The organism is Paenibacillus sp. YAF4_2, assembly GCF_052113225.1.
In the GTDB taxonomy this organism is placed as follows: Bacteria; Bacillota; Bacilli; order Paenibacillales; family Paenibacillaceae; genus Pristimantibacillus.
The window spans coordinates 171641-193860 of record NZ_JBFRCT010000009.1 but is presented as its reverse complement, the minus strand read 5'-3'; the positions used below and the strand labels follow the sequence as shown (position 1 = coordinate 193860).

The window sequence follows — 22220 nt, the reverse complement described above, 5'->3', positions numbered from 1 at the left end:
ACATAAAAATCAACAAATTTGGTGGGATGAGAAATGATGACACGCTCCAAGAGTATGTACGGCTATTACCTCTTATGGCCTGCACTGCTTATCTATACGGTGTTCTTCGTACTACCGGCCATTATCGGCCTGTATTACTCTTTTACAGACTGGCGTTTAGATCGTATCGGCATCACGTTTATCGGTCTCGATAACTTCAACAAAATTTTCACGGACGACACCTTGATTCTTGCCTTGAAAAACACGTTCATATTTGCAATAGCAACTGTTGTCGGAAAAAATGTGATTGGCCTTGTGCTTGCCATCGCTTTAAATATGCGGCTTAAATCCCGCAATTTCCTTCGTGCTATATTTTACTCTCCATCCATTCTAAGCGTTTTGGTAATCTCTATCGTCTTTACACCTATGCTGCGTACTGAAGGTATGGTGAACAAGTTTTTTGATGCCATCGGCCTTCACTTCCTAAGCCAGGCTTGGCTGACCGATCCTCATCTTGTTATTTGGACGGTTGCTCTAGTATCCATCTGGCAGCACGCCGGCTTCCAAATGGCTATCTATCTGGCTGGCCTGCAATCCATCTCGAAGGAATACTATGAAGCTGCAACGATTGACGGTGCAGGTGCTTGGAGAAGCTTTACGAACATTACAGTCCCGCTTCTGCTGCCAGCCATCAATATTAACTTGATGCTGACGTTGATCGGCGGATTGAAAGTTTTCTCCGAAGTATTCGTCTTGACAAGCGGCGGTCCTGGCAACTCCTCACAGGTTATAGGTACGATTATTCTTCGAGCGTTTGGCGAAGGCAACTGGGGCCTTGGCACAGCGATCAATACCCTCCTGTTCCTCATTGTCAGCTTGATTGCAATTCCATTGCTCGTCTTCATGCGTCGTAAGGAGGTTACCGAATAATGAGTTTCTCTCGAAAATTATCACTGCGCAACTACCTTGTAGAAATCTTACTGCTAATCGCTTGCTTAGGCATCATCATTCCGCTTTTGCTTATGATTTTTGGTTCGTTTATGACTAGTGCTGAAGTATCTAAGTTTCAAATCCGGTTGCCGGACAAATGGATGTTCTCTAACTATGTAACCGTATTTAAGGAAGGTGGTCTTGCTCGCGCTTTTCTGAACGGTATCGTCATTACTGGGGTATCCGCCATATTGAATATTATCACTTCTTCCGCAGCCGCCTTTATACTGGCGCGACGCGACAGCAAGCTTGCAAGCTACCTGTACCTGTTTTTCTTCATGGGACTGATCGCTCCAATGTCCACGATCACAACGATCAAAGTTGTACAATGGATGGGCTTCTACGGCAGCATCACGAGTGTCATTTTCATTTATGCAGCTTTAAATACGGCATTTAGTATCTTTTTATACAGCGGTTTTATCAAATCGGTACCAAGAGTGCTCGATGAGGTTGCTTTCCTGGAAGGCGCCAGCCTGATGGGCGTGTTCTTCCGGATCATTACACCGCTTATCATACCGGTTAATGCAACAGTTGCAATCATGGTTTTCATGTCGGTATGGAACGACATCACGATCCCTCTCTATTTCCTTACAGACAGCTCGACATGGACTATGCCGCTTTCCATCTACAACTTCTACGGCAAATACAGCCGTGATTGGAACCTGATTTTTGCCGACCTCGTAATGACGTCGATTCCTGTTCTAATTCTTTATTTGATGGGACAAAAATATATCGTCAGTGGTCTTACGGCCGGCGCGGTAAAAGGTTAGCCTGCTGCATTAAAAGATATTTTGAGTCCACTACCAATCACTATAACTTAAAATGACGAAAGTCTTGAGCAATCAAGGCTTTCGTCATTTTATATTATTTCCGCAGCTTTTGTCTGTCATGAAGCTCACCACCTCGTCTAAAGAATTGGTACAGTGTATGTGCTCGGACAAGATTTGCTTGTACGATTAATACGACTCTATGAAATGGGCGAACCCTACATATTTTGCTCAGCCTAAAAATCTTGACCTGTTGCAACACTGTTTCTCTAGACCCACACCACTTTCATCATATATGATAAGGGTCGTTGTTTTTTTACTGTGTTCAGGAAATTGATGGGGGTATTATGAAGTGGGCAAATCTAACGTTTCGGAATCTAGAATTGCATCGAATGTCTTTGCCATTTGGATCAGTTTATTCAGCAATCTGATTCTGACGGGCATTAAATTAATTGTAGGTCTTATGTTTAAAAGCCAGGTACTAATCGCAGACGGTGTACATAATGCCGGTGATGTTATAGCTACAATGGCGGCTTTAGGTGCTGCAAAGGTTGCACAGAAACCAGCAGATGAAGACCATCCATACGGCCATGGCAAAAGCGAGTTGATCGGATCCGCATTGGTCGCGATCATTATGGTGCTTGCTGCCTTATTTATCGCGTACCATTCGGTCGAATCCTTCTTTCATACCGCTGCTGAAGCCAGTATGGTGGCCTTTATTGCTGCTGTCATATCGCTTTTCTGGAAGCTGTGGTTATACCTTTACTGCATAAAAGTTGGCAAGGAAACAAACAGCAAAAGCCTTGAAGCAACGGCTTATGACCATCTGGCTGATGTATATGCTTCAATTGCAGCGGTTGTGGGCATTGGTGCAGCGATCATCGGTGATCGCAACGATATCCCCTTCCTAAGCTATGGCGATGCTGCCGCCGGCATTGTAGTTGCTTTTTTTGTTATGAAGCTGGCTTATGACATGGGTAGAGAAGCGGTTGATGTATTGATGGAAAAAGCCGTCTCTCCAGAAAAGCTGAATGATTACGAGCGGCTTGTCTTCTCGATCCCTGAAGTGAAGCGCATTGACCGGATTCGTGCTAGAGAATTTGGACAATATGTGATCATCGACGTTCGTGTCGGGATCCCTGCGCAATTTACGATTCAAGAAGGTCATGATATATCCCGGAAAATCAAACAAACAATTCTTACAAATCATACCGATGTGGAGGAAGTGCTTATTCATCTGAATCCTTGGTATGAAGACGGGCTGGAATAACCTCCCTTTAAAGACCTGCAAAGGTCTTTTTTTTAATTCCAAAAATAGAATTTAGCTATCAGTAATCTCTATAAAAAGAGGTGATATCCCTGTCTGAGCGCCCTATTGTCAGCTTTGTCATCCTTGCTTATAACCATGCTGAAATTACAAAACGTTGTATCGACAGCCTACTCTTACATACACCTTTAGACGGTAACGAGCTGATCCTCGTCAACAACGGCTCTTCCGACGACACCAGAACTTATTTTGATTCCATTCCACATGCAAGACCGATCCATATTCATCAAAATGTCGGACCTGTTAATGGATTTAACGTCGGAATGAATGAGGCGCGGGGCAAATATATTGCCTTAATTAGTAATGACATGATCTTGACGGCCAATTGGCTCGACAATCTGATGACTTGCATCGAATCGGATCCCCAAATTGGCTTCGTCTCCCCAGGGGCCAATTATGTTAGCAACTATCAGCAGATCAATCTCCCCTTCAACACTCTTGAGGAAATGCAGCAGCAAGCGAGGGTCTATAATGTCTCAAACTCTACAAAATGGGAAGAACGGATCCGGCTTATGCCCGTTATTCTTTTTTCGCTAACAGAAAGGCTGCGTGAAATTGGGGGCTATGATTCCCGCTTCTACTTTGGTGAGTTTGGAGACGATGATATAAGCTACCGATACCGGAGGGCTGGCTATAAGCTCATCTATGCAGGTGATACATTTATTTTTCATCACGGCTCGGTAACAACCGCTATTGATCAGCGGCAGAATAACTCTCTTCAGATCAGCAGGCAAATTTTTCACAGTAAATACGGCATCGATTCCTGGGCGGAGGGACTGCCTAACATGCAGCTTGTAGAATCCCTTAAGAGCCGCTGGACTCCTAAGCCAACTGTTTCCCTTCTTGCGATTAATTGCTGCGTTGGAGCCACTCCCCTTGCTTGTAAGACCTACTTCAAGCAAAACGGCGCGAGCAACGTAACATTAACAAGCTTAACGAACCAAGAGAAATATATGACCGACCTGCGAACTATCTCCGACTGGACCTTGTATTATCAGACGATGGCTGATATTCATCAGCAGCTCCGTGGTGAACGGTTCGATTATATTTTATTCGAGCATGGTTATCCTGACTTCATTCAATCCTGCAACAACGCGGAATTTCTCCATGCTTACTTGTCGCCTTCAGGACATTTCATTACTTAATTGAAGCAGTTCGATTCGTACCATGGGGAGGTAAGCCAGTGAAAGCCGTAATCTTAGCAGGCGGACTAGGAAGCCGCTTATCGGAGGAAACGATTTCCAAGCCAAAACCGATGGTCGAGATCGGAGGCAAGCCCATCATCTGGCACATTATGAAGATTTATTCGCATTATGGTATCCACGACTTCATCATCGCTGCCGGATACAAATCTTACGTTATTAAAGAGTACTTTTTTAACTATTATCTGCACCAATCCGATGTTCACTTTAATCTGTCCGACAATCAGGTTACCTTAATGAACTCCAAAGCTGAGCCTTGGAAAATAACCGTGGTCGACACAGGTGATCAGGTCATGACCGGAGGCAGACTGAAACGGCTGGTCCCTTATATAGGCGATGACACCTTCTGCTTCACCTATGGAGATGGAGTCGGAGATATCCATATTGGTCAGCTGATTGAGCTGCATCACAGGAATGGCAGTCTAGCTACCGTTACCGCGGTTAATCCTGGCATGCGATATGGTATCTTGGAAATTAATGACCACAAGGCGGTTTCCTTCCGAGAAAAACCTCATAACGATAAAAATTGGATTAATGGCGGATTCTTTGTCCTTGAGCCAAAAGCAATTGATCTGATCCGCAGCGATGCTACGGTATGGGAGCATGGCCCGCTGGAATCTCTAGCTTCATTTGGAGAGTTATCCGTCTATCAGCATCACGGCTTCTGGCATTCGATGGATACCCTGCGCGATAAGAACTCCCTTAATGAGCTTTGGAATAAAGGTAATGCACCGTGGAAGGTGTGGAAATGATGGATGCTTTTTGGACGGGGAAAAAGGTTCTGGTCACGGGGCATACCGGTTTTAAAGGAAGCTGGCTTTGCGCAGTGCTGCTGCATCAAGGGGCTGAAGTCGTTGGATATTCCCTTCCCGCTTCCACCACGCCTAATATGGCCGAATGCTTAGCACTACCTATAACGTCAATTGAAGGAGATATTACGAACGCCATTGCCTTTCATGAAGCTTTGACGGAGCAAGAGCCAGATATTGTGTTTCATCTTGCCGCACAGGCATTAGTACGTGACAGCTATCGTGATCCGCTGAGTACGTTCCATACCAATACATTTGGCACAGCAGTGCTGCTGGATTGTATTCGGAGAGTGCCAGCTGCAAAGATCATTATCAACATTACAACCGATAAGGTATACGAGAATGAGGAGTCTGCCGTAGGATACGTAGAAGAAGATCGTCTTGGCGGCTATGATGCTTACAGTGCGAGCAAAGCTTGCTCGGAGATCATTACGAATAGTTACAGGGATGCCTTCCTGGCGCCGCTTGGCAAACGGGCTGCAACGGCCCGTGCAGGCAATGTCATTGGAGGAGGCGATTGGTCAACAGACCGCATCGTGCCGGACCTTATTCGAAGCCTGACGGCCGGTCGTCTGCCTATTCTGCGGAACCCCCTCGCCATCCGCCCTTGGCAGCATGTACTGGAGCCGATATACGGTTACATTCAGCTTGCTAAAAAATTATGGCTGGATGCGTCTTACAGCGGGGCTTGGAATTTCGGTCAAACGATTGATCAAGGGATATCAGTCGGCCGATTAGCCGCTCTTCTAACACAGCATTGGGGGAACCTTCCTGCCTTTGAATATGACGACAGTGAGCAGCCCCATGAAACGGATACGCTGCTGCTTAATTCACAGAAGGCCCATCGGCTGCTTGGCTGGGGATCAAAGCTGACCTTCGACGATACAATGACGTGGACAAGAGACTGGTACCACGCTTTCTATCAAGGAAAGGATATGAGCGCTTGCACATTCGAGCAAATTAGAAGATATGAGCAATTGGAGGTGAAGCCTCTTGCCTAATGCCGTCTGCCGCTCCTGCCATCATCCGCTGCAGCATCTGTTTGTTGATCTTCGAACCTCTCCTCTATCCAATAGTTATCTTCGGCCGGAACAACTGAATTTAGGCACTGCCTATTATCCGCTGCGTGTTTTTGTATGTGAGCAATGTTTGCTCGTACAGCTCGAACAGTTTGAATCTCCTCAGAACATTTTTGAAGAGTATGCTTATTTCAGCTCGTATTCTTCCAGCTGGCTTGCCCATGCGAAGCAGTATGTCGATACCATAATCCCGCGATTGTCACTTGACCACTCATCCTTTGTCGTAGAAATTGCCAGTAACGACGGTTATTTATTGCAGTATTTCAACCCCCATTCCATTCCGATTCTAGGTATTGAGCCTGCGAAGAATGTTGCGAGGCAAGCGGAAGCAAGTGGTGTTCCAACCGTATCGGAATTTTTCTCTTTGGCTGTTTCCAAACAGCTTGTTGTGGAACGGGGCACCGCCGATCTCATTATTGGCAACAACGTGCTCGCTCATGTTCCTGAGCTGCAGGACTTTGTTGCGGGATTAAAGGTGCTTTTATCTCCTGCCGGAACGATCACCTTGGAATTCCCGCATTTGCTCCGATTAATGAGAGAAAATCAATTCGATACGATCTATCATGAACACTTCTCCTACCTGTCACTGCTGAGCGTCACACATCTATTTAGTCGATATGGCCTAACGGTCTATGACGTGGAAGAATGGCCTACACATGGCGGCTCCCTACGGATCTTTGCCAAGCATGCTGAGCATGCAGCTCTAGCTGTCTCTCCGCATGTAGAGCGGATTCTCCATGAAGAAATTGCTTATGGTCTTCAAGATATGAGCACTTATTCCGGCTTCTCGCAGCAAGTTAAAGCAGTGAAGGAAGCAGTCTATACCTTCCTATTTCAAGCTTCTCGTGAGAACAAGCAGGTGGCCGCATACGGCGCTCCAGCTAAAGGGAATAGCTTGCTCAACTATTTAGGCGTTGGGACAGACTATATTACCTACACCGTAGATAATAACCCCTATAAGCAAGGGTTATTTTTGCCCGGCAGTCATATCCCGATCTTCTCCCCTGCCAAGATTCAGGAGACAAAGCCGGACTACATTATGATTTTGCCATGGAATCTTAAAAACGAGATCGAACAGGAGCTGCTGTATACGCGTGAATGGGACGCCAAGCTGGTCATTTGTATTCCGAAGCTCGAAATCTATTGAGGAGGGGCTGAACTTTATGCTGTTTCATGAAACGTCGCTTGAAGGTGTTTACTTGATTGAGCCGGAGCAATTAGCGGATAATCGAGGTTTTTTTGCCCGAGCATTCTGCCGGAATTTGTTCAAGGAACAGGGTCTGGAGGATAACTTCCAGCAGTGGAGCATCTCGAACAATGTACATACTGGAACAATAAGAGGTCTGCATTTCCAGAACCCTCCATTCGCCGAATCGAAAATGATTCAATGCATTCAAGGCAGCGTGTACGATGTGGTCGTTGATATCCGCAAAGGCTCCAAAACCTATAAGCAATGGGAAGCTTTTCAGCTTAGCGGAGACAACCATTATATGCTCTATATTCCTCCCGGTTATGCGCATGGCTTCCAGACGTTACAGCCGAATTCTACGCTGTATTACCACATGTCCGGTATATATGATCCAACTGTACAAAACGGCGCCCGCTTTGATGATCCTGCCTTTAACATTCCGTGGAAATACAAGGACCCTGTCATAAGTGAACGGGACGCTCATCTCGCGCCATGGAGCGATGAATATGCACTACATCTCTGATAAAGCTCAGCTATCACCGCTTTGTGATCTCGAAACTTCGATCCGCGGCAGTAAGCTTGTCATTGGGGACCATTCGATAATTGACGCTTTTGTTAAAGTGAAATTTGCAGGTGGCAGAGGGGATATCCAGTTTGGTGAGCATGTCCAGATCAATTCAGGGACTGTCCTCTACTCCGGAAACGGCATCACAATAGGTAATGATGTACTTGTTGCTGCCAACTGCACCTTTGCCCCCGTTAATCATGCGTATCAGGAACGTGACAGGCTCATTCGGCAGCAAGGCTTCCTGCCAAGCAAAGGCGGCATCATCATTGAAGACGACGTATGGATTGGAGCTAATTGTGTCATTTTAGACGGAACCTATATTAAACGCGGGGCGGTTATTGGAGCAGGCTCGCTTGTCCGCGGTACATTAGAAGCCTACGGCATCTATGCGGGTAACCCGCTTCAGCTTAAAGGAAACCGCAAATGACAGGGAAAGCAACCGTTATAGGTGCAAATGGGTTTGTTGGATCACATTTGACTGCCAAGCTGCTATCGCTGGGTTTTGAGGTCTATTGTCCAGAAAAAGGGGATTCGGCTGTTTACACGCAGCCTTTAGGTCATCTCTTCTATTGTGCGGGTATTACAGCTGACTTCCGCTCCCGCCCTTACGATGTCGTCGAAGCGCATACCAGTTATATTAGCCGGCTGCTTCAACATGCCGACTTTGAGTCCCTCCTCTATTTATCTACGACACGATTGTATCAGCATGCAGCATCAACGAACGAGGAAGCTAATCTGACTGTGAATTCCAATCACCGTGAGGATATATACGCCTTATCCAAGCTGCTAGGTGAATCAGTCTGTTTATGCTCGAATCGTGCCAAAGTACGTGTTGCACGCCTATCCAATGTTGTGGGAGATGATTTCCGCTCCAGCAACTTTATCTACTCCGTTATGAAAGATATTATGGCACGGGACACCGTCACCCTGCAGTCAACACTAGACTCCGAGAAGGATTATGTGCTAATTCAAGATGTCGTTGTCGCTCTCATTCACATTGCGTTAAGCGGCAAACAATTTATATACAACATAGCAAGTGGGGTTAACCTGACGAATAAGCAGCTATTTGACGCCTGGAAGGAAGTGCGGCAATTTCAGTATAGAATCTCCCCTTCAGCTGTCCGATTTTATTTCGAACCCATCAAGATTGTAAAGATGCGCAATGAATTTGGATATCATCCTTCTCCCTGTTTGCCAGTAATCCAACAGCTAATTACGAAAGATCCGCATCCTTGATCCTTGAGATGCGGATTTTTTACTATATCGCATGAATCTTATTCTTTTGGTGCAACAATACGATTATTGTCTTCGTTATTATAGATGCTATAGCAAATACTACACAAAAGGAGAATCGTTCATGAAAATAAAAACAATTCTATTGTTGGCAGTATCTATGCTGCTTGTCTTTACTCTGGGACAATCCGTATTTGCCTTCAGCGATACCGGTAAAGATCCACACCAATCAAAGATTGAAGCCCTGCAAAAGCAAGGTGTTATCAAAGGTGAAAAAGGCGATAAATTCAATTCAAACGGCAAGCTGACATATGCGGCAGGCATTACGATGCTCGTCAAGGGCTTCAACTTGAACATCGACAACCTTCGTTTCATCAAAGAGCCTAAAGTATCCGATTACTACACGAACTTGAAGGACAATGCATGGTATTCCAAGGCGTTCATCATTGCTCAATATAACGGCATTGATGTACCTAAGAACGTAAAAGCTGATGACGTAATGACACGCGAGCAATTCGCCCATCATTTGTTCAAAGCGATTATGAAGCAAGGAGACTATGCATTCATTGAGATGTACATGACTCTTAATGATGAGAAGGATGTTAATAAGGATTACATGGACAGCATTCAAAAACTGCTCATTACAAAAATCGCTTCCCTCGATAAGAAAAACAATTTCTATCCAAAAAAAGCGATCACTCGCAGTGATGCTGCAGCATGGCTCTATGATGGTATCCAATTCGTGAAAGACACACCTACTATTCCTGCTTATCAGGAGATTCAAGATCTTAAATTAACCATCACTTCGGTTAATAAAGACATTAACAAAGTAACGGTTTCCGGCCAAGCACCACATCCGGGGTATGGCCTGAAAGTAATTTCGATCAACTTCGTTGACGGCCAAGCGGTCATTCAGGTTGAAACGGTTCAGCCAGATCCGGACAAAATGTATCCGCAGGTGATTACGGAAGTCAGCACTACTACTTATGTAGATGCGGCTTACAAGCCTGTACTGGCTTCTGCAGAAGCTGGCGTTTCTTCGTCTGACATAGCGGTAAGCAGCTCTGCTGTGGCTAGCTAAACAAACGAAAAGCCTCCTGGTCACCTTTATGGTGGACTCAGGAGGCTTTTTTGTGTTCCTTATTCCTCTGGCTGCTCCGGCAAAGCCCAGTCAATCTCCTTGCTGCCTATTAGTCGAAGCTGCTCATTGACATTCGAGAATGGCTTGCTGCCAAAAAAACCTCTCCGTGCCGCAAGTGGACTCGGATGTGCGGACGCGATAACCGGATGCTTATCTGCATCGATAAATGCCGCTTTATCTTGGGCATGCTTGCCCCATAGGAGGAACACTACCGGCTTATCCCGCTCATTAAGCAACTGAATAACCCGATTCGTGAACCGTTCCCAACCGATCTTCTGATGGGAGTTTGGCTGCCCTTCTTCGACGGTTAAGACCGTATTCAACAGCAGCACACCTTGCCTTGCCCAAGTCTGCAGAGAGCCATGCTGCGGGATCAGACAGCCAATATCTTCTTTCAGCTCTTTATAAATATTTCGCAGCGAAGGCGGAATAGCGATCCCCTTCTGTACCGAGAAGCTAAGCCCATGCGCTTGCCCTGGTCCATGATAAGGATCCTGTCCAATCAGAACGACACGTGTTTGTTCATACGGCGTATACTGCAAGGCATTAAATATATGCTCGAATTTCGGATATACCGTCTTCGTTTGATATAGCTCATCAAGCTGCACCGCCATTTGTTTAAAATACGGCTCATCCATCTCAGGCTGAAGCAGCTCTGCCCAATCATTGTTCAATTGAAATTCCATCTGTCTTCTCCCTTTATTTTCTCCCGAAGTCTGCGCGAATTTCTCCCCATTCTTCCGTATTCCATTTCACAACTTTATTGGAGTAAGTATTATTGCGAAGCCAATCAATTGCCCAGTCCGCAAGATCCCAGATCTGCTTCGTAGAAGCATCTCTAACTAGAGTTGATGCGATTTTCTTATTACGAAGCCAGCTAAGCGCCGTTCTCGAGTCACTGTAGATCGTCTGGCTGCTGCCTTGTTTCTTCAAATAATCCAGCGCATGAACTACTGCGATAAATTCACCAAGATTGTTCGTTCCGTTCGGAATTGGTCCTACATAGAACAGGATATCGCCGGTTTGTGTATCTACACCCTTGTATTCCACCGGACCAGGATTCCCTCTTGTCCCCACATCGACCGAAATACTGTTGTAATCGATCTCTCGCTCTTCTGCTGAAGCGGAGGATGCAGACTTAGCTGTAAATGACGTCCCTTTGCTTCTCACAGCTGCAGCAGACGACGTAGACGCCCCTTTGCCTTGTCCCCAGTGGCTTTTCCAGCCCTCTTTATAAGCCGCCTCCGCCTTATCCTTGGACTCAAAAGATTTATATTTCGCCTCTGGATAACCGTTCACCTGCGACTGACACTCCGGCCAGCTCTTATAAACACCCGGCTGCTTGCCTACCCATACGACATAATGTTTACTTCCCGCCATCTAGGAACCACCTTTTCATTCAACATTGTCTTCTTATTGTAAAGGATACGTGGACAAGCATCCACTCCTACTTTATAAGTGGAATGCGCAATGTAAAAACCCCTTTCACCTGGCACAAGGCCAAGCAAAAGGGGTTTATCTTATGAAGCTATGTAGTTCAAGAAAATGGTGCCGAGGACGGGAATCGAACCCGTACGGTGGTCACCCACCGCAGGATTTTAAGTCCTGTGCGTCTGCCAGTTCCGCCACCCCGGCATTTTGTTTTGATGCTTCAAATGGTGGGCCCTGAGGGACTCGAACCCACGACCAATCGGTTATGAGCCGACCGCTCTAACCAACTGAGCTAAGGGCCCTCGTAAAACGCCACGATCACGTTTCAGACGAGTGGTTGGTTGCGGGGGCAGGATTTGAACCTGCGGCCTTCGGGTTATGAGCCCGACGAGCTACCGAGCTGCTCCACCCCGCGATATCCATTTGTTTAAGTCATCAAATTGAAATGGCGACATCAATTAATATACTATACAGCAATATGCTACGTCAAGCATTTATTTCTCTTTCGAGGAAAAAATATGTACGATTCATTTTTAGGCATATTGTTGTTCCCTCTCCAACATATCCTTAAACAAGAAAACGTACACCAAAACGGCCTTTTTTAGACTTGAATACTTCGATTTCCTGAGGGCATTCATAGCCGTACACCCACCAGTCATTCTCCATCCGCCTTACAAGACATCCTGCTTGAAATTTGGTTTCGTATAATCGTACCCAATATATCCATTTCATAACGAATCCCTCCTCGACACTTATATTGCCCAATTTTATTGCCCAAATTCGGTGAAATCAGCCAAATCGGGTATAATCAAATTATCGAAAAAATGAAGGAGTTGATGAGTATGCTTTATGGTATTGCTGTATTTCCATCACAAGCCGTGCAGGATTTCGCCAACAGCTGGCGTATTCGACATGATCCCCATTATTCGATCATACCGCCGCATATGACCATCCGGGACAAAGAAGAACTCTCTGAATCCCAGCTGCCGGCGATAACGGAGCATCTGGAAGCTGTCGCTTCCCAGACGAAGCCGTTCCAAATCCGATATAACCGAGTCTCTTCCTTTTATCCGGCTAGCCATGTGCTGTATCTGGCACTTGAGGATCCGGCACCGATGATTACGCTCCATCAAGCTGTATGCCAAGGTCCGCTCGACGTACCGGCGCCAAACTTCGTCTACACCCCACATGTGACCATCGGGCAAAATATGCCGCCAGACGAGCTCCATGACCTCTACGGAAATCTGAGGATGTCAGAGGTTAATCTGACTTCAATGATTGATTCGCTGCATCTGCTGCGTAAGACAGCAAGTGGTGTGTGGCATGTTGATAAGACTTTCGCACTGCAAGGATAGATAAGCTCCATAACGAGAAAGAAGCCCCGCAGGATTCCTACGGGGCTTCTTTCTTATTTTATTAACCGTAATTTAGGATCAGCCGACCGGTTTAGCTTCTACCGCTACGTCATCCAGTGGCATTGGTTTGCCGCCACCGTCTGTATTGCCAGTCGGGTTATTCTTAATTTTCTCCAGTACAGCATTACCCTTCGTTTCCCATTCCTGGAGCGCTTCCTTCGCAGACATATCCCCTTTGACCACTTTCTGGAACAGTTCATAACCAGGGGATTGCGCTTCCCAGATACCTGGCTTCTCACGCATCAGCTTTTCTGTATCCGTCGATTGTGGAGGAATCGGCTTCAATGTTGTGAAGGCTTCGATATTGTAGTTCATGCCGTTTTTCGGTTTCAGATACTCTTTGCGTGCAACCAGCTCATACGTGCTGCGCGATTTCATTTCCGCCCATTCTGCGCTGTTTGTGAATTGAATGAAATCCCATGCATCATCAGCATTTTGTGCTTTCGCATTAATCCCCATCAGCTGGCTGAAGTAAATATTGCCGCCAATGCCTGGTTTAGATGTTTGTGTAGGCATCGTTACAACATCCCACTCGAATGGGTTAAAGTTTTTAATTTTGGTAGCATTGTTCATCGCGTTGCTCAGTTCATTCACATAGCCATATTCTCCGATGGTCATGGCTACTTTGCCATTCATGAACATATCGCCGCCGATTGGATTGTAGCCGCCTGGATTATCGGTCGAAATCTTTTGCTGCCAAGCGCTCATATCTTCCTGGCTTGGCGAAATCTTTTGTTTATACAGATCTGCTACCGTGTTCCATACCGATTCCCACTGCTCGTTGTTCACAAGCATCTTCTCGCCTTTGTCATCCCACATTTTCAGCTGCAATGGAGCGCTGTATGTTTGGATATCGCTGAAACCGTCGCCAGCCCAGCGGTTAATGGACAAACCAAATTTTCGGTCTGTGCCTTCACCGGAGGATACTAGCTTCGCTTTGTTAATGACATCCTCCCAAGTCATGCCGTCCACAGGTGGCTCAACGCCTGCATCTGCGAATAATTTCTTGTTATAGTAGAGAGCCGAAGAACTGAAAGTAGGCGTCAATGCGTAAATGTTATTGCTGTCGTCAGCTGACTTGATGCCATCCAGCACAGTTGGCACATAATCAGTCAGGTCGAATTTGCTCTTCTGAATGAGCGGATCAAGCTGCTGCAGCAGGTTATCTTGGATCAGACGGCGCAGCATGCTGTAATCTAGAATAACAACGTCAACCGGATTGTCCCCGGTAAGCATTTCTTTCATTTTCTCAAAAGGATCCGGTTGTGGAGTCACGCCATCTGGTCCCGGCGTATCGTAACGCTGCTCGTTATAGTCAATCGCACTTACGATTTCGAAATCAATATTTTTATGCATCATTTCGTACGTATCGGTATACTGCTGGCGGACATAAGATTCGTTATCGGCTCCTCCGTACAAAACCCCAAGACGAAGCACATGCTTCTCTGCCGTGCTCTCTGAACCTTTGCTGCATGCCGCAAGAAGCGAAATAATCATAATTAGTGCCAACGATAAAAATGTTGTTTTAGACGCCCATTTTCGGTTCATTCGTTTCTAACCCCCCAATGATTTCGGCGGCGTAATGATAATCCGCTCACCGTCAAATTCCATCGATGCCTTGTCTTTAATGTTTAGTGCATTCAAGTACTCCTTGGGCACCTGTAATCGACCTACGCGATCAACAACGACATATGCCTCATGAACGGCTTGAAGTCCTTTCTCTTCTGGCTCCTCACCTCCACCGGGAATCATATTCGGGTTTCTTTTCAGAAATTCCGTACTTGTTAGACCGTCTCTTATAGCAACTACACGGTCCACCTTTCCTGCAAGTGTCAGATCATGAGTAACGATAACGATCGTAACTCCCAACTCCTTATTAAGCTTACGGAATATGCCCATGATAAGATCGGAGGTTGCGGTGTCTACTGACCCCGTAGGCTCATCGGCGAGCAGAAGCTTCGGCCGATTACATAGCGAGATTGCGATGGCAACACGCTGCTGCTCGCCTCCAGAGAGCTGATGCAGCTTGTTATGCATCCGCTCCTTGAGTCCAACCCATTCGAGCAGTTGTTTCGCATAAGCGCGGTCCACTTTGCCAGAGAGCATCATTGGCATTTCAACGTTCTCTAATGCTGATAAATAAGGCAGCAAGTTACGTGCATTGTTTTGCCAGATGAAGCCTACCGTTTCACGCTTGTATTTGACCAGATCATCTTCTGAGATTTTTAGCAAATCCCATGGTCCGACCTGAACGGAGCCTGCAGACGGGCGGTCAAGTCCGCCCAAAATATTCAGTAAGGTTGATTTCCCGCTTCCGCTGTTGCCGATAATGGCCATCAGCTCGCCGTCTTCTACCTTTAGGTTAAGTCCTTGAAGAGCGACAACTTCCAAGTCATCACTCTTGTAAATTTTGACGAGTCCTTCGCATGTGATCATATGATGTTACCGCTCCTCTCCCATTTTGACCGCTTGATGCACACGCAGCCTGCGGATATGCAGGAAGAGCAGCACTGCTCCTGTGACCATCATAAATCCAACTACCGCATATAACTGATTCGTATCTTTCGAGTCGAAGACAACCCGGAATGGCGGTACGGTATCTGCTACATTTTCCGCGGTTTGCAGGAATGGCAGGAAGATAAGGCTCGTAATTTTGCCTATTAGAATACCTAGACCAATCGACAGCCCCGCCGTAAACAGCTGCTCCAGCAATAACATGCCGGTCAACTGCCTTCGGGATAGTCCCATCGCCCGCAGTACACCAAATTGTACGACACGTCCCGATAAGTTAAAGAACCAATACAAGACATAACCGGTTAAAGTAACGATGACCGAGACTAGGAAGCCCAGGCTTAGAATTCCGAATACGCCGCCTCTTGTCGGAAGCTTCGATTGGGTAATGAGCTCAGATCGAACATCTTTCACGTTAGCAATCTCGATCCCTGCTTTCTGCAGCTCTTCTACAACTGGAGCGACTTTTGCATCCGGCTTCATCTTCAGCCATACCTCGTAAGGCATGATCGGAAGCTGGTCATATAGGTAATCAAGATTTGTGATAACAAACGGCGACTGATCCGGATATTGGGTCGGCCAATAAGGCAGGATGCCTACCACGACGAAATCCAGCATACCTTCCGAGAAACCAACTGAGATCAAATCACCAGTCTTAAGCTGGTATTTTGCTGCCACATTAGATGGGATAAGTGCTGCTTGCTCGTACATGCCTAAATAATTCAAATAATTGTATGGATGAATCGGGAACAAATCACTTCGGAACCATGCAACCTTCGCAAAATCAACATTGTCGATCCCCATTACGGTGCCTTGCCCGATTGATTTCCCTGATACAACAACATTGCCCTTTGTCTGCAGGACACGTGCCGCAGCTTCTACGCCCTCCAACTTTCGGAAAACTTCAAACGGTGGTTCATTATATAAGATCTTGGTTGGGACCGGCTGCTGGCCGCCTCCGCCGCCAGTACCCCCTCCTCCACCAGATCCACCGCCAGTGCCACCACCACCGCCGCCTCCGCCGCCATTGCCGCCGCCACTTGGCTGAGATACCTCAACGGTGCCTTCCCATACCGTCTGAACTGTAACGTCCGAACCGTATTTGTATAACGTCCGTTCAGTTGAGTTAAGGTCAATCGTCCGTGCAGCTGACGCATTATATACGCCTAGGCCAAGCGTTAGAATCAGCAGAATCATAAGCGGATAATAACCATTGGAGGAACGTGATAATTGAGTCAACGTCAAATATAAGGGTACCGGCAAAAACTTTCGTCCAAGCCAGTTAAACAGCTTCAGCAGCCATGGGAACAAGCGCAGACAGAAGAGACCAAGAGCGAATATGGACAGCGCCGGTACAAAGAACAGAAACGGCTGTACATTTAATTGATCTGTCGTCATCCCTGTCTGGAAACTCAGCATCTGCCGCTCGTTAAACATATACCAGCCATAGCCGGCAATCGCGAGCAAGACGATGTCCAGGAACCAGCGCTGCCAGATCGGACCACGGTCAGAACGTGCTAGGTCTCGCTTGTAGCTGACGATGGATGAACGTGCATAAATAACAGCTGGAATAACGGTCGAGAGCACGGCAAGCAATACAGCAGCCGCTCCAGCAATAATAGCTTCTGTCGAGAAGCCGACAGGAATTGACTTTCGGTTTACGAAGGATAGGAAACCATCCGCTGAGCCTATGCTCTTGGCCATAAACCAGCCAATTAACGGCCCTGCCACAATCGCCACACTTCCGAGCAGCAAGCCTTCGAGCAAGTAGATCCATATGATCTGCCTTGTTCCAGCTCCTCTGCTTCGCAGAACAGCAATATCGCTGCGCTGCTTATCCAGAGACTGTCTCGCATTCATGGCTATAAAATAGAACACCATAGCGAGCATTGGAGCTGCAAGCGTGAAGAGCAGGGTTTGCAGCTGTAAGCTTTGCTTCTTGAATTCCGTTAAGGTAGACGCGAAGGAAATCTCGACTTTTGCGCCTTTAAGTCTCTGATACAAATCAATATTAAGCCGCTCCAGCGTCCGGCTTAATGGAGACAGCTGGCTGGTCTTCACCTGCGACAAATCAAACGCGTAATACCAGCTTGCATTGTTGACCGGGATACCTGCCTTTTGAATCAGTGATCCCATAAACTCCGTTTCGCTGATCTGGAACGTATTCATCAGGCCTTCTAGACCTTGGTACCAGTAAGGATCCGTTTGATTGATCGGTTTTACAACACCAACAATCTTGACGCGAAGAGTGAGATCAAGTCCGCCGTAGATCGGATATTCCAGCACATCACCAATATGGAGATCGTTGCGGTACATCCCTTCCTCAAGCATCACCGCCTCCAGAACGTCATCTACACCTTCCGTGTTTTTGAACCAGCGGCCTTGCGTGAGCTCGGTTTTCCCTTCCAGGTCTGCCATCGTCATAATCGTCATTTGACGAATACGGCTGGCATCCACCTTGCTCGTATCTTCCGGGACTACTTCGGTCCCTCGGATCGAATAGCTTGTAATATTCGTCTGGAAAGGGAAGCCAATCTTGCCAGGCACGTCTTCCTTAATGAACCGTTCCAGTTCTTTCAGTGAAGCCGGATCGGTCTTCTCTCCGCCAGGCGCCTGATAACGCATCAGCAGGGAACCAGCAGGAAGTCCATCACTTTTCTCCTGCAGCGATTGTGCCACAACACGCTTTAAGGCACCGTCCGCGTACATCGGGATACTTGTAGCAAATGCGACTGCAAGAATAAGTCCGGCAAGTGTGCTTAAAGTAAGCCAGCGGGTATTCCACATTTTTCGGAACAGAAATCGGAATAACGGAATCCCCATACGCTATCTACCTACAACTTTCTGGCCCGGCGTCAGCCCGCTAATAATTTCCACCTGTGTTGCTGTCTGCTGGCCAACTTCGACGTCCACCTCCCGCTTCCCGTCTGCGTCAGCGACCTGCACATATGTTCTTGAGCCGATCGTACGAAGCGTGGATGGCGGAATAACGACGACGTTTTCCTTCCTTTTCGTAATGATATTTATGGATAATGGCGTTCCACGGCTAATCTTTTTAGGCAGCTCCTTCAAGTCAACAATCATAAAATCTTCCGGACGTTCTTTAGCAGGCTGCTCCCCGCCACCACCGCCGCCGCCATTTGGATCAGAATTGGTGATCGGCAGCGCCTTCACGGTACCCTTGAACTGCCCTGCATTGTTAATATCGACGACCACCGGCATACCAACGGCTATCTTCGCTTGTTCGTCCTTTGTCAGCTTTGCTGCAGGAACAAGGGCACTGGTATCCGCAATAACAGCAATTGGATCATAAGCCTTGATTAGATCACCCTTCTGAACATTCAGGGTAACAACCGTACCGCTGAACGGTGAAGTTAAGACGGATCGGCTGATCTGCTCCTCCAAGTCGCTAAGGGCCTGCTTTTTCTCCTCGAAGGCAATCGATTTCTCCTCGAATTCTATTGGATCCATCTCATCTTTCATCTGCAGCGCTTCCTTCATGGCTGTCTCTTCTCTGCGGAAAGCAAGCTTCTGATTACGTAGATCTTTCTGCATCAGCTCAACATCAAGAACGCCAATCGTTTGACCCGCTTCTACTTGATCACCAGCTTTAATATTGAGCTCCTTCAGACGCATGCCATCGAGAGTGAAATACAAGGTTTCTTCCTGCTGCGAGATCATCTTACCGATAACCTGCACCTTAGTCTCAAGTGTTGCCGTCGTCACCTCATATTCCGGTTTCTTCGAAATTTGCGGTGGTGCGATAGACGGCAGCACCTCCTCTTCCGGTTCTGCAGGCAGCAGCGAGCACCCGCTTGTAAGCAGTACCGAAGCTGCAATTATTACAATTGCAGAACGCTTATACAAATTTCCCGTCCACCATTTCATAGACATGATCGGCAACCTCCAAAATTGTAGGATCGTGTGTAGTCATACAGATAGTCACTTGTTCGGTGCGAATAATATTTTGAAAGACCGCCATGATTTGTGCGGACATATTCGAATCCAGCTCGGCTGTTGGCTCATCCGCCAGAAGCAGAATCGGTTTATGGGCAATCGCCTTTGCAATCGCAACACGCTGCTGCTCACCGCCAGACAACTCAAATGGCCGGTGATGCATCCGCTTCTCCAGGCCTACTAATTCAAGACAATACGCAACTCGTTCCTTCCATTCGGAACGTGGCGTTCCTGCCATCCGAAGCGACAGCTCCACGTTCTCCCAAGCTGACAGAAGCGGCATTAGTGCAAACGCTTGGAAGATAAACCCCATTTCCTTACGTCGAATAAGCGTACGCTCGCTATCACTCATCTTATGAAATGCCCTGCCATTAAACCAGATTTCACCCTTGCTTGGTGTATCAAGGCCACCTAGGCAGTTAAGCAGGGTTGTTTTCCCTGAACCGGACCTGCCCCGAAGCATAACAAGCTGGTTATGCTTAAGCTCCATATGAAGTCCCTTCAGGACACGCAGCGGTGCTCCTCCGGCTTGGAAAGTCCTCTCTACGTCAATTACCGACAGCAACTTGGTACTATGTAATTGTTCGTCGTGCTGCCCTCCATCTACTTGTTCTTCCTTGTCTGTTGCCGCCATGTACGGATGTGATACCTCCCCTGTCTCTCTTTCATAATTCTCATCTAACAGGATAGACGCAGCACGATCAAAAAAAGTTCCAATACATTTGTAATTTATTCTAAAATAAATAAAGCTTAGTTCTTTTCCCATTAATCAATTCCGGAAAATAGAACTAAGCCTCTTGCACTTTATCCTTTTTAAATCACTTTAAAATAGTTTACTGCCTGATTTAACTCACGGGTGACTCCATCCAACTGACTTGCAGCGGAAGCAATGCTCTCCATTAGTGCAAGCTGCTCTTCCGTTGCCGCAGCAACACTCTCGGTACGCTCCAAGTTAGCAGCGGCTGAAGAAGCCGACTGCTCCATAGAGGCGTTAACCTGCTCGGAGCTGGCCGACATTTGCTCTGTAATGGCCGAATTTTCCTGCAGCTGCTCGGTCATATCATCAATTGCAGCCACTATAACTGCTAAGCTCTGTTGAAGCTCCTCAATCTGGTTATTGCTGCGCTGCACTTCATCCAGCGTCCTCACCATGTAGCTTGAAGCACCAGATATTTCGCCTCTTGTCTCAGCCACCAGCTGATGAATGCCATCCGCCGATTCCAGGGAACTGGCAGCAAGCTTGCGGATCTCGCCGGCAACGACGGCAAAACCACGTCCATGCTCACCTGCTCTTGCCGCTTCAATCGAAGCATTAAGAGATAGAATATTTGTCTGATTGGCGAATGCAGTAATATTCTCGGCTATTGCCCCAATTTGCTGTGAGCGGGTTTCCAATGTTTCAATGGTGTCTGAGAGCTGAGCAATGACATCCTTGACCTCACCCATTTGTTCTATCAGCCGCTCAAGTGATTGTTGCCCTTGGCCAGCTTCAGCTGCCGTTGAGACTGACTGCTCAGCCGAAGCCGACGTATTCTCAGCAAGTCGATGAATACCAATGGCCATCTCTTCAATCGCCTTCGCCGTTTCTTCTGCGCTGCGTGCTTGAACTTCGGTACCACTCGTCACCTCTTGTATGTTTGCCGCTACATGCTGGGAGGCGGAAGCTGATTCTTGTGACACGATGTTTAATTGCGTCGTGGAGGTCCCAACATCCTTAGCGCTCGATACGATAGAGGTGATGAGTCGTTTCAAGACATCAATCATATCATCAACCGAGCGTAAAATATCACCAAGTTCGTCCTTACTGCGTTTGAGGCTGCGTTCGGCTGTCAAATCGCCTTCCGCTACCATTTTCATTTTCATCATGACAGCTCTAACCATCCGCATGATACTGCGAATCGAGAAATAAATAAGTGCTGACAGCAGTATTGTAGCCACACTCATGCCGATGTAAATGCTATTTTTCGTAGAATTCAGCTGATCCTTACTTACAGCTATTTGCTGATCAGCATAGCTTTCGAGGAAGCTGTTCAGATCGTCCAAACCACCTCGAGCCTTCTCGAACTGCGCGCGAATCTCTGGATCTTGACCCGAAGCATTACCGGTTTGGATAGCACCGTTTACTACCTCTGCCCAAGTGCCAAATTCAGTATTAAACTCTTCGATAAGCTGCCCGATCGTCCTGCCGTCCTCTCCCTTGAGCTCAAGCAGCTTATTAGCTTCGAATATCGATTTAGCCTCATTCACTCGACCCGTTGCATCCTTCAAATTTTCATTAAGCACATTATTCCATTCCGTCTTGCCGCCTTCATTTAAATCACTTAAAACCAAATATTGATAAGCCGAGAAGGCTTGGTATAAATCACGATCCGCATTTAGAAGAAGCGAAGCAGAGCGAGCAGACACACCGTATACATCATGCGACATCGTCTCATTCGTTTTTTTAAGCTCGGTCAATAAATAGGTACTGGTAAAGACATAGAAGAAGAGAGGTAACACCCCAATTAACGCCAGTTTCCATTTTAAGTTGAATCTCATCTGCCAATCGCCCCTTAACATCATCTCTATTATGATATCGGTTACAAAGGGGGGATTTGATTATAATAACTAACCAAAATTTTT

The 22220-nt window shown here is 46.8% G+C and carries 21 protein-coding genes and 3 tRNA genes; 12 read left to right on the top strand and 12 right to left on the bottom strand.

Features of this window, described 5'->3' with window-relative positions; translation table 11 throughout:
* Nucleotides 1–33 precede the first annotated feature (33 nt).
* The 11 genes from AB4Y93_RS21125 (at nucleotide 34) to AB4Y93_RS21075 (ending at nucleotide 10224) form a co-directional block, all read left to right on the top strand.
* Nucleotides 34–909, top strand: coding sequence for a carbohydrate ABC transporter permease (locus AB4Y93_RS21125; protein ID WP_441894819.1), 876 nt, complete (start codon nucleotides 34–36; stop codon nucleotides 907–909).
* The gene (locus tag AB4Y93_RS21120; protein WP_441894817.1) at nucleotides 909–1739 is read left to right on the top strand and encodes a carbohydrate ABC transporter permease; all 831 of its coding nucleotides are present in this window, start codon (nucleotides 909–911) and stop codon (nucleotides 1737–1739) included. The genes AB4Y93_RS21125 and AB4Y93_RS21120 overlap by 1 nt, the downstream gene beginning before the upstream one ends.
* A gap of 349 nt (nucleotides 1740–2088) precedes the next feature.
* Nucleotides 2089–3006 carry a cation diffusion facilitator family transporter gene (locus AB4Y93_RS21115; protein WP_441894816.1) on the top strand — a complete coding sequence of 306 codons (918 nt, stop codon included), beginning with the start codon at nucleotides 2089–2091 and terminating at the stop codon, nucleotides 3004–3006.
* An 80-nt stretch (nucleotides 3007–3086) separates the two neighbouring features.
* A complete protein-coding gene (locus tag AB4Y93_RS21110) occupies nucleotides 3087–4208 on the top strand; it encodes a glycosyltransferase family 2 protein (protein WP_441894815.1) in 1122 nt (373 codons plus the stop codon).
* A 38-nt stretch (nucleotides 4209–4246) separates the two neighbouring features.
* The gene (gene rfbF, locus AB4Y93_RS21105; RefSeq protein WP_441894813.1) at nucleotides 4247–5017 is read left to right on the top strand and encodes a glucose-1-phosphate cytidylyltransferase; all 771 of its coding nucleotides are present in this window, start codon (nucleotides 4247–4249) and stop codon (nucleotides 5015–5017) included.
* Nucleotides 5014–6075, top strand: coding sequence for a CDP-glucose 4,6-dehydratase (gene rfbG, locus AB4Y93_RS21100; protein WP_441894812.1), 1062 nt, complete (start codon nucleotides 5014–5016; stop codon nucleotides 6073–6075). Before rfbF ends, rfbG begins: the two co-directional genes overlap by 4 nt.
* On the top strand, nucleotides 6068–7300 hold the full coding sequence (locus AB4Y93_RS21095) for a methyltransferase domain-containing protein (protein ID WP_441894811.1): 1233 nt from the start codon (nucleotides 6068–6070) through the stop codon (nucleotides 7298–7300). Before rfbG ends, AB4Y93_RS21095 begins: the two co-directional genes overlap by 8 nt.
* Nucleotides 7301–7316: 16 nt before the next feature.
* Nucleotides 7317–7865, top strand: a complete 549-nt coding sequence (gene rfbC / locus AB4Y93_RS21090; protein WP_441894810.1) for a dTDP-4-dehydrorhamnose 3,5-epimerase — start codon at nucleotides 7317–7319, stop codon at nucleotides 7863–7865.
* Nucleotides 7849–8337 (top strand): acyltransferase, encoded by a 489-nt coding sequence (locus AB4Y93_RS21085; protein ID WP_441894809.1) that lies wholly within the window; start codon nucleotides 7849–7851, stop codon nucleotides 8335–8337. Before rfbC ends, AB4Y93_RS21085 begins: the two co-directional genes overlap by 17 nt.
* Entirely contained in the window at nucleotides 8334–9146 is an 813-nt protein-coding gene (locus AB4Y93_RS21080) for an NAD-dependent epimerase/dehydratase family protein (protein ID WP_441894808.1), read from the top strand. The genes AB4Y93_RS21085 and AB4Y93_RS21080 overlap by 4 nt, the downstream gene beginning before the upstream one ends.
* 121 nt (nucleotides 9147–9267) lie before the next feature.
* Nucleotides 9268–10224, top strand: coding sequence for a protease complex subunit PrcB family protein (locus tag AB4Y93_RS21075; protein ID WP_441894807.1), 957 nt, complete (start codon nucleotides 9268–9270; stop codon nucleotides 10222–10224).
* A gap of 59 nt (nucleotides 10225–10283) precedes the next feature.
* Here the strand turns inward: AB4Y93_RS21075 and AB4Y93_RS21070 are convergent, their stop codons facing one another.
* The 6 genes from AB4Y93_RS21070 to AB4Y93_RS21045 form a co-directional block, all read right to left on the bottom strand.
* Complete coding sequence (locus tag AB4Y93_RS21070) at nucleotides 10284–10970, bottom strand: uracil-DNA glycosylase (RefSeq protein ID WP_441894806.1); 687 nt, start codon at nucleotides 10968–10970, stop codon at nucleotides 10284–10286.
* Nucleotides 10971–10983: 13 nt separating this feature from the next.
* Nucleotides 10984–11664: a ribonuclease H gene (gene rnhA, locus AB4Y93_RS21065; RefSeq protein ID WP_441894805.1), complete on the bottom strand. Its 681-nt coding sequence runs from the start codon at nucleotides 11662–11664 to the stop codon at nucleotides 10984–10986.
* 166 nt (nucleotides 11665–11830) lie between these two features.
* Nucleotides 11831–11919, bottom strand: a tRNA-Leu gene (locus AB4Y93_RS21060).
* Nucleotides 11920–11940: 21 nt separating this feature from the next.
* Nucleotides 11941–12017 (bottom strand) — tRNA-Ile (locus AB4Y93_RS21055).
* Nucleotides 12018–12053: 36 nt separating this feature from the next.
* Nucleotides 12054–12130, bottom strand: a tRNA-Met gene (locus AB4Y93_RS21050).
* A 152-nt stretch (nucleotides 12131–12282) separates the two neighbouring features.
* Nucleotides 12283–12447 (bottom strand): hypothetical protein, encoded by a 165-nt coding sequence (locus tag AB4Y93_RS21045; RefSeq protein ID WP_167277812.1) that lies wholly within the window; start codon nucleotides 12445–12447, stop codon nucleotides 12283–12285.
* 110 nt (nucleotides 12448–12557) lie between these two features.
* On the opposite strand from AB4Y93_RS21045, the gene AB4Y93_RS21040 reads away from it, so the two are divergent.
* Entirely contained in the window at nucleotides 12558–13070 is a 513-nt protein-coding gene (locus AB4Y93_RS21040; RefSeq protein WP_441894804.1) for a 2'-5' RNA ligase family protein, read from the top strand.
* A gap of 78 nt (nucleotides 13071–13148) precedes the next feature.
* Here the strand turns inward: AB4Y93_RS21040 and AB4Y93_RS21035 are convergent, their stop codons facing one another.
* The 6 genes from AB4Y93_RS21035 to AB4Y93_RS21010 all read right to left on the bottom strand — a co-directional run bounded on the left by AB4Y93_RS21035 (nucleotide 13149) and on the right by AB4Y93_RS21010 (nucleotide 22136).
* Nucleotides 13149–14678 (bottom strand): ABC transporter substrate-binding protein, encoded by a 1530-nt coding sequence (locus AB4Y93_RS21035; protein WP_441894803.1) that lies wholly within the window; start codon nucleotides 14676–14678, stop codon nucleotides 13149–13151.
* Nucleotides 14679–14684: 6 nt separating this feature from the next.
* Nucleotides 14685–15566 carry an ABC transporter ATP-binding protein gene (locus tag AB4Y93_RS21030; protein WP_441894802.1) on the bottom strand — a complete coding sequence of 294 codons (882 nt, stop codon included), beginning with the start codon at nucleotides 15564–15566 and terminating at the stop codon, nucleotides 14685–14687.
* 6 nt (nucleotides 15567–15572) lie between these two features.
* Nucleotides 15573–18464: an FtsX-like permease family protein gene (locus AB4Y93_RS21025; protein ID WP_441894801.1), complete on the bottom strand. Its 2892-nt coding sequence runs from the start codon at nucleotides 18462–18464 to the stop codon at nucleotides 15573–15575.
* A 3-nt stretch (nucleotides 18465–18467) separates the two neighbouring features.
* Entirely contained in the window at nucleotides 18468–19535 is a 1068-nt protein-coding gene (locus tag AB4Y93_RS21020; RefSeq protein WP_441894800.1) for an efflux RND transporter periplasmic adaptor subunit, read from the bottom strand.
* Nucleotides 19501–20232 carry an ABC transporter ATP-binding protein gene (locus AB4Y93_RS21015; protein WP_441894799.1) on the bottom strand — a complete coding sequence of 244 codons (732 nt, stop codon included), beginning with the start codon at nucleotides 20230–20232 and terminating at the stop codon, nucleotides 19501–19503. Before AB4Y93_RS21015 ends, AB4Y93_RS21020 begins: the two co-directional genes overlap by 35 nt.
* A gap of 179 nt (nucleotides 20233–20411) precedes the next feature.
* The gene (locus AB4Y93_RS21010; RefSeq protein ID WP_441894798.1) at nucleotides 20412–22136 is read right to left on the bottom strand and encodes a methyl-accepting chemotaxis protein; all 1725 of its coding nucleotides are present in this window, start codon (nucleotides 22134–22136) and stop codon (nucleotides 20412–20414) included.
* Nucleotides 22137–22220 lie beyond the last annotated feature (84 nt).